This is a genomic window from Halomonas sp. HP20-15 (assembly GCF_033446685.1).
Lineage (GTDB): Bacteria > Pseudomonadota > Gammaproteobacteria > Pseudomonadales > Halomonadaceae > Modicisalibacter.
Genome location: NZ_JAWQLY010000015.1, coordinates 65,221 through 76,503 on the forward strand (window position 1 = coordinate 65,221; position 11,283 = coordinate 76,503).

The 11,283-nt window shown below is 66.7% G+C and carries 7 protein-coding genes and 2 pseudogenes; 3 read left to right on the forward strand and 6 right to left on the reverse strand.

Annotation, left to right across the window (positions count from 1 at the left end; translation table 11 throughout):
• Positions 1 to 135: 135 nt before the first annotated feature.
• Positions 136 to 1,812: a methyl-accepting chemotaxis protein gene (locus R6258_RS16910; RefSeq protein ID WP_318452878.1), complete on the reverse strand. Its 1,677-nt coding sequence runs from the start codon at positions 1,810 to 1,812 to the stop codon at positions 136 to 138.
• Between the two features lie 234 nt (positions 1,813 to 2,046).
• Between R6258_RS16910 and R6258_RS16915 the strand changes: the two are divergent.
• Together R6258_RS16915 and R6258_RS16920 are read left to right on the forward strand one after the other, a co-directional pair.
• Positions 2,047 to 2,556, forward strand: a pseudogene (locus R6258_RS16915) (ABC transporter ATP-binding protein); the annotation flags it as partial.
• Positions 2,557 to 2,708: 152 nt separating this feature from the next.
• Complete coding sequence (locus R6258_RS16920) at positions 2,709 to 5,255, forward strand: ABC transporter permease (protein ID WP_318452880.1); 2,547 nt, start codon at positions 2,709 to 2,711, stop codon at positions 5,253 to 5,255.
• Positions 5,256 to 5,344: 89 nt separating this feature from the next.
• Here R6258_RS16920 and R6258_RS16925 read toward each other — a convergent pair whose 3' ends face one another.
• From R6258_RS16925 to R6258_RS16940, 4 genes are all read right to left on the reverse strand, one after another.
• Positions 5,345 to 6,205, reverse strand: a complete 861-nt coding sequence (locus R6258_RS16925) for a glycine betaine ABC transporter substrate-binding protein (RefSeq protein ID WP_318452881.1) — start codon at positions 6,203 to 6,205, stop codon at positions 5,345 to 5,347.
• 49 nt (positions 6,206 to 6,254) lie between these two features.
• Positions 6,255 to 7,556: a Xaa-Pro peptidase family protein gene (locus R6258_RS16930; protein WP_318452882.1), complete on the reverse strand. Its 1,302-nt coding sequence runs from the start codon at positions 7,554 to 7,556 to the stop codon at positions 6,255 to 6,257.
• A gap of 57 nt (positions 7,557 to 7,613) precedes the next feature.
• A complete protein-coding gene (locus R6258_RS16935) occupies positions 7,614 to 8,510 on the reverse strand; it encodes a hypothetical protein (RefSeq protein ID WP_318452883.1) in 897 nt (298 codons plus the stop codon).
• 133 nt (positions 8,511 to 8,643) lie between these two features.
• On the reverse strand, positions 8,644 to 9,534 hold the full coding sequence (locus R6258_RS16940; RefSeq protein WP_318452884.1) for a LysR family transcriptional regulator: 891 nt from the start codon (positions 9,532 to 9,534) through the stop codon (positions 8,644 to 8,646).
• 245 nt (positions 9,535 to 9,779) lie between these two features.
• Between R6258_RS16940 and R6258_RS16945 the strand changes: the two genes are divergently transcribed.
• Complete coding sequence (locus tag R6258_RS16945) at positions 9,780 to 10,961, forward strand: lipocalin-like domain-containing protein (protein ID WP_318452885.1); 1,182 nt, start codon at positions 9,780 to 9,782, stop codon at positions 10,959 to 10,961.
• 221 nt (positions 10,962 to 11,182) lie between these two features.
• Here R6258_RS16945 and R6258_RS16950 read toward each other — a convergent pair.
• A pseudogene (locus R6258_RS16950) lies at positions 11,183 to 11,283 on the reverse strand (electron transfer flavoprotein subunit alpha/FixB family protein); the annotation flags it as partial.

Genomic DNA, 11,283 nt, shown 5'->3' on the forward strand with positions numbered 1-11,283 from the left:
CGCCGCCGTGCATGGGCGTCAGTCCGACCAACAGCGGCAACGCAAGATGGTGGTGCTCACGACAGCGGAGCGCCTGGCAAGGAAACGCAAGGACCGCCCGGGTGGGCGGTCCTGAAGCATCATGCAGCGAGTGACCTAGAAGTCGGCCCACTCCTCTTGGGGCGAGCCAGCGCCTACCGCCGTGCGCGACTGGCTGCGGGCCGGCAGTTGACGGGGCGGCGCCGGCTGGCGCGGGGCATGGGCCACTTTGGGGGCCGCGGCGGCATTCTCGCCACGGAAGAAGGACACTTCCTTCAACAGGGCGCTGGCCTGCTCCTGCAGCGAGCGGCTGGCAGCACTCGACTCCTCGACCAGGCTGGCGTTCTGCTGGGTCACCGCATCCATCTGCGTCACGGCCGTGTTGACCTGATCGATGCCCTGCGCCTGCTCGCGGCTGGCCACGGCGATCTCGCCCACCAGGCCGGTGACCTGACGGATGCTGGTGACGATCTCGGTCAGTGTCTTCCCGGCCTGATCGACCAGGGTGGAGCCGGCCTCGACTCGCGACACACTCTCGCCCACCAGGCCCTTGATCTCCTTGGCGGCATTGGCGCTGCGTCCGGCCAGGTTGCGCACTTCGTTGGCCACCACGGCGAAGCCGCGTCCCTGCTCGCCGGCGCGGGCCGCTTCGACCGATGCGTTGAGGGCCAGCAGGTTGGTCTGGAAGGCGATCTGATCGATCAGGCCGACGATGCTGGCGATCTTGTTGCTGGAGTGACTGATCTCACCCATGGCCACGACCGCCTGCTGGGCGACCTCACCGCCCTTCTGGGCCTGCTGGCTGACGCCTTGCACCAGCTGGTCGGCCTGGCTGGCGTTGTCGGCGTTCTGGCGTACGGTGGCGGTGATCTCGTCCATGGAGGCAGCGGTTTCCTCCAGGCTGGAAGCCTGATCCTGAGTGCGTCGGCTGAGATCGTCGTTGCCCTGGGCGATCTCGTCGGCGGCGACGTTCACCGATTCGGCGTTACGCCGCACCGAACTCACGACGCTGGAGAACTTGGTCTCCATGGCCTTGAGCGCGTGGAGCATATCGCCGAATTCGTCCCGGCTGGTGATGTCGATCGAGTTGTCGAGCCTTCCATTGGCCATCGATTCGGCCAGGGCGCGTGCCTTGCCCAGCGGCGCCATGATGCCGCGGGTCAGCCACAGCGTCAGGCCGAGAGCCAGGAGTACCGAGAAGGCGATGACCGCGATCACCACATTGCGCAGCCACGCGGAGCGCTGGTTGGACTCCGCATAGTTGAGCTCGGCCTGGGCAACCTTGCGGTCGATGATGTCGCTGAGGCCATTGAGTACGGGGGAATACTCGGCGCGCAGTGCCGTCGTCGCGATCACGCGGGCCTGGTCGTAGTCGTTGGCGATCATGGAATCGTTGAGCTCTTCGATGCTCGCACGCAGGGTCAGCATGGCGGCGTGGAACTTTTCTGCGGCCGCCTTTTCTTCGGCGGTACTCACGCGCCCCGGGTAGTAGTTGGCCCAGGCCTGGTCGGCCAGGGCATCGTTATCGGCGACTTCTCCCTTGGTCACCGCCGCCGCTTCCGGGTCGCGGTCACGCTGCTCGGCAGTGATCTTGACCCGGTTGCTGAGCAGCGCGGTACGTATCTTGCCGAGTTCCATCAGGGTGACGAGATTCTCGTCGTAGGTCTGCTTGAGCGCCTGGTTGGCGGAGCTGGCGCTGTATAGCCCCAGGATGCCGACCACGATCAGCAATACGATGCAGGCGCCGAGGCTGACGGCCAGTCGACGCTTAACGCTTTTCTTCAGGAACAGCATGGTGACGGTTTCTCGCTGACGCCTGGCACCGCTGGAACGGGCTGTGCCGGGCTTTTGCTCGCTAGGACGGGGAGTGGCGAGGCAGCCAGGCGAAAGGATGGCTGTGTCGCTGTCATCATTATCGGGCAAAAGAACTAAGACTTTAGGATGGCACACAGCGCAATAGACGATCGCCCACGCGCGAAGCCGTAGCCTTTGTTACTGTGCGGGAACACGCGCCGACAAGACATCGCCATGCTGCAACTGACCGACGTCACCAAGAGCTACCCCACCCCGCAAGGCCCGCTGTTCGTGCTCGATGGCGTCGATCTGCACCTGGCGCGCGGCGAAAGCCTCGCCCTGATGGGCGAGTCGGGCAGCGGCAAGTCGACCCTCTTGCATCTCGCCGCGGGGCTCGACGTGCCCGATCGCGGCGAGATCCGGCTGGGCGGCGAGCGCCTCTCGGCGCTCGACGAAACCCGCCGCAGTGCGCTGCGCCGCCAGCGCCTGGGGCTGGTCTTTCAGCAGTTCCATCTGGTTCCCAGCCTGTCGGTGGCCGACAACCTGACCCTGCAGGCGCGCCTCGCCCAACGCGAGGACCCGGCCTGGACGCGGCACCTGCTGGTCCGGCTGGGACTCGGCGGCCTCGAGGGGCGCTATCCCGAACAGCTCTCCGGCGGCCAGCAACAGCGCCTGGCGATCGGCCGCGCGCTGGCCGCACGCCCCGAGCTGCTGCTCGCCGACGAACCCACCGGCAACCTCGACGAGGCCGCCGCCGACGACGTGCTGGCCTTGCTGCAGACGCTGATCGCCGAGAGCGGCTGTGCGCTACTGATGGTCACCCATAGTGCACGAGTCGCCGCCCCGCTCGACCGCTGCGTGCAGCTAAAGCGCGGCCGGTTGGCCGTCGACGAGCCATGAGCGCGCCCACCGTCCAGGCCCGCGGCGTATTCGTCACCACGCTAGCCACGCTGCTGTCGCATTACCGCCGCCATCCCGGCCAGCTCGCCATGCTGCTGCTCGGGTTGTGGGTCGCCAGCGCACTGTGGAGCGGCGTGCAGGCGATCAACGCCTCGGCCCGCGACAGCTACGCCCGCGCCGAGGCGCTGTTCGAGAACCAGCTCGACCGCATCGAGCGCCAAGACGGCCAGCCGCTGACCCTCGACGACTACCTGACGCTGCGGCGTGCCGGGGCGCCGGTCTCGCCGCTGGTCGAGGGCCGGCTGCGCCTGGCCGGCGACACGGTAGTGACGCTGCTGGGCATCGACCCGCTGACCCTGCCCGGCGATTCGAGCCTGGCGCGCCAGGAAAGTAGCGCCACGGCGCTGCGTGACTGGCTGTTGCCACCGCACCGGCTGCGCGCCGCGCCGGATGTCGCCGCTGCCGCCCGCGCCGATTCGCGGCTGCCGCCGGTGGAAAACGACCCCAGCCTGCCGCCTGCCACCCTGGTCAGCGACATCGGCGTGGCCCAGGCGTTGCTGGGGCTCGACCGGCAGCTCACCCGGCTGGTCGTCGCCCCCTCGGCGAGGCTCATGCTGCCGGAAAATCTCGTACGCATCCCCGCCCGCCAGCTGGCCTCGCCCGGCCAGCTCGCCGACAGCTTCCACCTCAACCTCACCGCGATGGGCCTGCTGGCGCTGGTGGTGGGGCTGTTCATCGTCCACGCCGCGCTGGGCCTGGCGCTCGAGCAGCGCCTGGGGCTGATGCGCACGCTGCGCGCGCTGGGGGTGCCGGCACGCACGCTGGTCGGCGCGCTGATTACCGAGCTGCTGGCGATCGGCCTGATCGGTGCACTGGCCGGTATCTTCAGCGGCGTGGCGCTGGCCCGCTGGCTGCTGCCGGACGTCGCCGCCAGCCTCGACGCGCTCTACGACAGCCGGGTGAGCAGCCAGCTCGTGCTGCCCTGGTACTACTGGCTAGGCGGTCTGGCGATCACCCTCGGCGGGCTCGCCACCGCCGGCTCGGGGGTGCTGTGGCGGGTTGCCCGGCTCGAGGTGCTGACGCTGGGACAGGCCCAGGCCTGGCGCGCACGGCTGGTTCGTCAGTGGCGTCGCCAGGCGCTGGCCGGCAGCGTGCTGCTCGGCGTCGCGGCCGGGCTCGGCGTGTGGCTGAGCGCATCGGGCGGTGCGACGCTTGCTCAGGGCGGTCGGACCACACTGATCGCCGGTTTTACGATGGTCACCGCGGCACTGCTCGGCGTGGCGCTGTGGCTGCCGGCGCTGCTGGCCATGGGCCTGCAACTTGCCAGCCGCGCGCTGCGCCGCCGACCGCTGTGGCAGTGGGCGGTGGCCGACCTGCAACTCCAGCTGCCGCGCCTGCAACTGGCGATGATGGCGCTGCTGCTGGCGCTGGCCGCCAACCTGGGGGTGAGCAGCATGGTCGGCGGCTTTCGGCTGACCTTCCTCGACTGGCTCGACCAGCGCCTGCTCGCCGACATCTACGTGCACCCCGATGAGGGCGATTACGCAAGACTTCACGAGTGGCTGGAAGCGCAACCCGAGGTCGCCACGCTGCTGCCGGCCCGCCACGCCCAGGCCACGCTGGTGCTAAATGCCGATGCCGAGGCTGATAGCGCGCCGCGAGCCGTGCCGGTGGCGCTGTTCGGCATCCATCCGGCGCCGGTGCTGGCCCGCCAGTGGCCACTGCAGGAGAGCGTCGCGGGCCGCGAGGCGGCCTGGCAGGCATTGCGCGAGGGGGCGGTGTTCGTCAACGAGCAACTCGCCCGCCGCCACGGCTTACACGCCGGCGAGACGCTGACCCTGCGCGGCCCCGACCAGCGCGAGCGCCGCCTGGCCATCGCCGCGGTCTATCCCGACTACGGCAATCCGCATGGCGAGATCGTCATGCCCACCGCGCGGCTGGCCCGCGAGTTCGGCGCGCCGCCGGGCAGCCTGGGCGTGGGGCTCGCCGAGGGCAGCGCGCGTGGCGCCGCCCGCGATGCCGCGCTTGAGCGGCTGCGCACGGGGCTTGCCGGGCAGCTGGCGATCCCCGGCGAGGTACTCACCGACCAGCGCCGGCTCAAGGCCACCTCGAAGGAGGTCTTCGAGCGCACCTTCGCCATCACCCGCGCGCTCAATGCGCTGACCCTGGGCGTCGCGGCGCTGGCCCTGCTGACCACGCTGCTGGCCCAGGCGGGTGCGCGACGCGCCCAGCTCGCGCCGCTCTGGGCACTCGGCGTGCCGCGCACACGGCTGGTCACGGTGCAGCTCGGCCAGCTGGTCGGTGCGGCACTGGCCACCGCACTGGTGGCGCTGCCGCTGGGCATCGCCCTGGCCTGGGCGCTGGTCGCGGTGATCAACGTCGCGGCGTTCGGCTGGCGCCTGCCGCTGCACATCTTCCCCGGCGAGATGGCCGTCACCCTGGCGCTGGCAGTGCTGGTCGCCGCCGGCGCGGCGCTGCTGCCGGCGCGCCGGCTGTGGCGCAGCCCGCCCCGTCGACTGCTCGAGGAGTTCGCGGCGACATGAGTCGGCGATGGCTGCGGTAACGAAACGACGACGCCCGCGCTCGAAGGAGCGCGGGCGTTTTTACGCGGCCATCAACTCGAGCCAGTCCTTCAATCAGCGCTGCTCGCCGCCAGCCACTCGTCAACCAACTTGCGGTTATCGGCGATCCACTGTGCGGCGCCCTTGTCGGGATCACCGGTCTTCTCGATCGCCAGCATCAGTTGGGAAAGCTGATCCGGCGTCATGTGCCAGGCGTCGAGTATCTTGGCTACGTCCGGATGTTCCTCGATGAAGCCGCGCCGGGAGAACCATTTGATCTGCTGGCCGGATACCAGCGTGTCTTTCGGATCGTCCAGCATCTTGAGGTCGTACTCCGCGAAGACCCAGTGCGGCTGCCAGAGCGCCAACACGATCGGTTCCTTGCGGCGGTAGGCATCCTTGAGTTGCGCCAGCATTGCCGATTCGCTGCTGCTGAGCTGGCTGAAGGGCAGTGAATAGCGTTCGATCGTCGTTTCGGTCTCATCATAGATCGCCGCCCCCGGCTCGATACCGAATATCGTCGGCTCCCCTTGATAGCCGAACTCATCGGCGTGTGCCTTGAGATCCGCCACCGTGTCGACGTCTTCGACATAAGCGGGCACCACGAGTGCGTCCAGGGCATCGTCGTACCAGGTCCCGTGCAGTGCGATCCGGTCCTGGTAGGGTTCCAGGTAGACGTTGTCGCTGGGCAGCCAGAATTCCAGAGACGCATCGATATCGCCCTCGGCGAGGCCACCGAACAACAGCGGCTTGGATATCTCGTCGAGCGTCACGTCGATGCCCTGCTCGCCGAGTAGTTGTTGCCACATATGAGAGACGGCGACGTTCTCCGCCCAGTTGTTGGTCCCGATGGTCACGCTGTCGTCGGCCAACGCCTGCGCGCTCAGGCCGACTAGTAGGCTAGCAATCAAGGTCTTCTCGAACGATTTCATAGTGTTCCTTTTCTTGGAGTCTGGCCGGTTCGGCAATCACGAGTGCCTTTCAGCCCATCATTTCCCGCGAGTAGCCATAGGTGGAAAGGCGGTCGATGCCGGTTTCGGTGATCAGCACCTGCTCCTCGAGCTTGACGCCCTCCTCGCCGTCGCGATGGCCGATGTACGCCTCGACACAGAGCGTCATGCCGGGTTCGATTTCGCCGTCGTAGCCAACGTCGTCCCAATCCATGTCGTGTGCGATGAGGGGCCACTCCCCCGTCATGCCACAGCCATGAACGATATCGAGATAGCGATTCTCCCGATAGCCATGCGGAATCGGCCATGCGCGCCGGGAGTACTCGCGAAAGCTCATGCCGGGTCTGAGCAAGGCGATATTGGTCTCGAGCTGCTCGGCGGCCATACGATAGAGCGATGTCTGGGCTTGCGTGGGCGCACCGGCACCGGGCACGTGGAAGGTACGCGAAAAGTCAGTGTAGTACCCGAAGCAGCCAACGATATCGGTATCGAACGCCACCAGCTCGCCGGGGGCGATGATCTTGTCCGAGCATTCCTGAAACCATGGGTTGGTCCGGCTGCCGGAAGCGAGCAAGCGCGTCTCGGCATACTCGCCGCCCGTCGCGAGTACGTGCTGGTTGAAGATCGACCACAGTTCGTTTTCGCTCATGCCCGGTCGCAGAGCGGCTTCCATGCGCGCCATGGCGGCTTCGGTCAGCGTTACCGAGCGATGGATCAGCGCCAGCTCGTCCATGCTCTTGATCGACTTCGCCCCCTCCATCGCAATCGCCGCATCGGTGATCTCGAAGCCGGCATCCTTCAACGCCGCCAACGCTCCGGTAGGCGCCGACTCGACGCCGATGCGCCGGCCCGCCGTCCGCGACTGCGCAAGCAGTGCGTGAATGTCGTCCACGAACGCGGCGGTGTGTCGCGCGCAGTGCGGACCACTGTACTGGGGCATGACGGCACGCGCCGGGCGCACCTCGTCCAGCAGCGCCAGACCCTTGGCCAAATGCAGGCATGCGCTGAACTCGAACAGCACGATGGGGCCGTCGGCCGCCACGTAGAGATAGCGAGCGGGATTCCGCTGGGAGTAGACCTGCATGTTACGCGAGCCGCAGGCATAGCGAATGTTGATCGGGTCGAACAGGATCACGGCATCCAGGCGATGATGCCGCATCTGCTGGCGTAGCCGCCCCAAGCGGTAGCGCTCGACACGTGCCAGCAACCCGTCATCGATCTCCAGCCTGCGGAAAGCGCCACTGGAGTAGTCGGTCCCACCTGCGCCATCGGCGAGCGCCACGATATTGCTCTTGCCGGCGTCGCCGCTGGCGAGGGTTTGATAGTCGCTCATAAATCTCGATCGAAAGGGGAAGTGAAAGGTGGCGATTGCGGCCTGACCTGCAGAGGTCTAGCCCATCAGCTCGTCCTGGCGGCGCTGGTTGTGTGCATCGATATGCTGTTGCGTCACGCGCCCATAGATCTTGCGGGTATGCTCGAGGCTGCCCATCATGTCGGGCGTCTTGGCGTAGCCGAGCAGGGTGCACAGGCGCTGGCCCTTGGCGGACGCGACGCGGTGCATCGAGTAGCGTCCCTTGAAGAGCTGCAGATCGCCGGTGTTCAGCGTCAGCGATTTGACCAGGCTGTGATCGCCTTGCAGGACCCGCTGCACGTCGGCGAAATTCTCTTCGCCCGGGCGCCGGATGTCTGGGCAGTACTGGAACTCCCCGCCCTCGTCGGGACGCCGCGTCATCAGGCTGACGATGAATTCGTTGGTATCGAAGTGCCACGGCAGCTCGGTGTCGTCCGGCATCACGTTGATGACCAAGCCGGCGATAGGATCGGCGAACTCGTAGATCTTCGGTTCTTCCAGGCAGTCGGCGATGAAGCGCTGGAAGGCGGTATTGCCGTAGAGCTGTTTGACGATCGCCTCTTCCGGGATGAGATCGCGGGCAACGAAGCCGTTGGTGTAGTGCTGGAAGCAGCGTGCCGGATGATCCGACGGCAGACTCGGATCGTCTGCGGTGACATACGGGTTGACGCAGTTGTCCGAGAAAAAGGCCTGTGGCGCGAGGGCCTCGCTCTCCTCTTGTAGCGCCGCCTGAATGTCGCCGCGGATAAAGCGCGACAGCAATGCACAACCGTCGACGCGCAGTTGCGCTCGAACCGATTCCACGGCTTCGCGGTAGGTGTCGCTGCCCGGCTGGTCGATCGGGAATCGCTCGAGATCGACCAGGCGGGACAGGTCGTTTCCATCGTCCCGATAGGCAGCGAATGAGCCACGAGCTTGTGCGGATGAAATGTCCATGACGGTCTCCTGTCGTCTATGTATCGGCCGGTAACACGGCTGAATACGCTAACGAAGAGGGCCGTCGCGGCTCCAATTGGAAAATCGTCACCCTTGCGACGAGTTTTTTATCATTACCGCAAGCACGCCGTGTTCAGCGCGCCTCGTCCTGGCCGTAGAGCGTCTTGAGCGTTGCCGACAACGCACCCGCAACCTCTTCAACCAGCGGCTCGTCGAGGTAGGCGAGGTTCCAGGGGATGTGCGGCATCTGGCAAGCCAGCGGACGAGTCACCACCTTGCCGGCCGCCTCGGCATCCTGCGCAGCCCATCGCGACAGGATGCTCACGCCCTTGCCGGCGGCGACCAGCTCCAGGATCAACGCCACGGACTCGACCTGGATCATGTTCGAGGGATGAATGCCGGATGGCTGGAAGAAGTGCTCGAACTCGTGTCCCTGCTCCGGTGCAATGCTGTAGGTGAAGTGTCGGTCATGCTGGAAGATCTCGGCCGATACCGCGTCATACCCGGCTGCCGGATGATCGGGGGGTAGCACCGCCACGGTGGGCTCCTCGAACAGCCGCTCCCAGGCCACGCCGCGCTGCGCAGGCACCTCGACCATGACGATCATGTCGACCCGGCGCGCCAGTAACGCGCCGGTCATCTCGTCCATGGGCAAGCGCACCAGCGAGATATCACGATCGTGATTGTCGTAGAGGTGGGGAATCACCCGGGAAAAGGTGTCGTAGGGCCCCACCCCGAGGCGCAGGGCCGGCTCGCCTCGGCTGGCCAGATGCCAGGCCTCGAGTTCCGCACTGCGCAGCTTGGGCAGCGTTTCCCGGGCCGCCTTGACCAGCCGCTCACCGGAAGGCGTCAACACCAGCCGCCGCCCCTCGCGCACGAACAGCGCCACGCCCATGCGACGCTCCATTTCGCGAATCCGGTGCGTGGCGGCTGGCTGCGTGAGTCCGATCGAGGCCGCGGCATCGTGCACCGTTCCTTGTGCCGCGATGGCCTCGATCAATGTATAGAATTTGATATCGAGCATGATTTTCCGCAACGGTGCGTGCGATTACGCTTTGCACGCATAAAACGCATCATGACAGCCTCTCGATGAGAGACCGTCCTAGTCACTCAGTGTAACGTAACGCACAAAGGCATCGGCGTTTGCCGCCACGGGTCACAGGCCAGTGTTTTGCCCATTAGGTTACCCATTTCGTGCCGAACCGCTTGCCAGAGCCATCCGGCGTCCAGCCTTCGTCAGACCCAGGTATCCGAGGAGTTCGCGGCGACATGACCAAGCGGCAATGGACACTCTTTATGGCATTCCTGGCGGTCGTGCTGATCGCCCTCGTCGCGGCCTGGCGGCCGTGGGCGACGCCGGCAGCCTCCACCTCGGCCGGCTATGCCGGGCTCGGCGACGAGGCGGCGGGCTTCGCCGAGGCCCGCCCGGGGGGCTCGCTCGCCTTTCCGGCCGATCATGGCGCCCACCCCGACTTTCGCATCGAATGGTGGTACCTGACCGCCAACCTCGAAAGCGCCGACGGCCGGCCGTTCGGCGTGCAGTGGACGCTGTTCCGCCAGGCGCTGGCGCCACCCGGCGTGCTCGATACGTCTGGAGACGACTCGCCGTGGAAGAGCCGCCAGCTGTGGATGGCCCATGCCGCGCTCTCCACGCCCCGGCAGCACTACGACGCCGAGCGCTTCGCCCGCGGCATGGCGCTAAAAGACCTGCGCGGTCAGGCCGGCGTCGAGGCCGCCCCGTTCGCCGCCTGGCTGGACGACTGGACGCTCGCCGCACCAGGCCCCATGCCGAACGGCACGGCCGAAGCCGCCGCATCGGCGGGCGACGCCCTTGATCGGCTACGGGTACGCGCCGCCGGCGAGAACTTCGCCTACGACCTGGCACTCGACGCCCAGGGGCCGCTGGTGATGCACGGCGACGCCGGCTTCAGCCAGAAGTCCGCCGACGGCCAGGGCTCGATCTACTACAGCCAGCCGTTCTACCGGGTCAGCGGCAAGCTAAAGGTGGATGGCGAACCGATCATGGTGAGCGGCCGCGCCTGGCTGGACCGCGAATGGAGCAGCCAACTGCTGGGCCCCGGCCAGCGGGGCTGGGACTGGTTCTCGCTGCATCTCGAGGGCGGCGCCAAGCTGATGGCGTTTCGGCTGCGCGGCGCCGGCGAGGCCGGCGGCGACTACCTGTCGGGCAGCTGGATCGCCGCCGATGGCCGCGCCACACCGCTCGACGAGGAATCGCTTCAGCTGACGCCGCAAGCGACCAGCGAGGTCGCCGGGCGCCAATTGCCCACCGTCTGGCGCCTCGCGGTACCCGGTCATGGCGTCGACGTCACGGTGCGCGCGGTGCATCCCGACCAGTGGATGGACACCTCGTTCGCCTATTGGGAGGGCATGGTCTCGGTCGAGGGCAGTCATGGCGGCGAGGGTTATCTGGAGATGACCGGCTACCGATAAGTCCTGGCCGACAATGACCGGGCTCGCCCATGTGGGGCCTGCTCAGGTGGGCTCGGCACACGGGTCTACGTCATCGAGATGATAGACGACGGCACGCCATCCGGCGTCAGCCTGCAGCATCAGATTGAACGAGCGCGCCAGCCACAAAATACAGTTGTGGGCTGCGCTATCCGGCGCGCCGAGTACGATGCAGGAACTCGCCATCACCACCCTTGATCACTTTATTCCTCCAACTTTTGCTCCATCTGCGGCAGGATCTCGAACAGGTCGCCGACCAGGCCATAGTCGGCCACCTGGAAGATCGGCGCCTCCTCGTCCTTGT

Bases quoted from the DNA above. Each gene is read 5' to 3' on its own strand.
- R6258_RS16910 (WP_318452878.1), bottom strand. From the start codon at position 1,812: ATGCTGTTCCTGAAGAAAAGCGTTAAGCGTCGACTGGCCGTCAGCCTC.
- R6258_RS16920 (WP_318452880.1), top strand. From the start codon at position 2,709: ATGAGCGCGCCCACCGTCCAGGCCCGCGGCGTATTCGTCACCACGCTA.
- R6258_RS16925 (WP_318452881.1), bottom strand. From the start codon at position 6,205: ATGAAATCGTTCGAGAAGACCTTGATTGCTAGCCTACTAGTCGGCCTG.
- R6258_RS16930 (WP_318452882.1), bottom strand. From the start codon at position 7,556: ATGAGCGACTATCAAACCCTCGCCAGCGGCGACGCCGGCAAGAGCAAT.
- R6258_RS16935 (WP_318452883.1), bottom strand. From the start codon at position 8,510: ATGGACATTTCATCCGCACAAGCTCGTGGCTCATTCGCTGCCTATCGG.
- R6258_RS16940 (WP_318452884.1), bottom strand. From the start codon at position 9,534: ATGCTCGATATCAAATTCTATACATTGATCGAGGCCATCGCGGCACAA.
- R6258_RS16945 (WP_318452885.1), top strand. From the start codon at position 9,780: ATGACCAAGCGGCAATGGACACTCTTTATGGCATTCCTGGCGGTCGTG.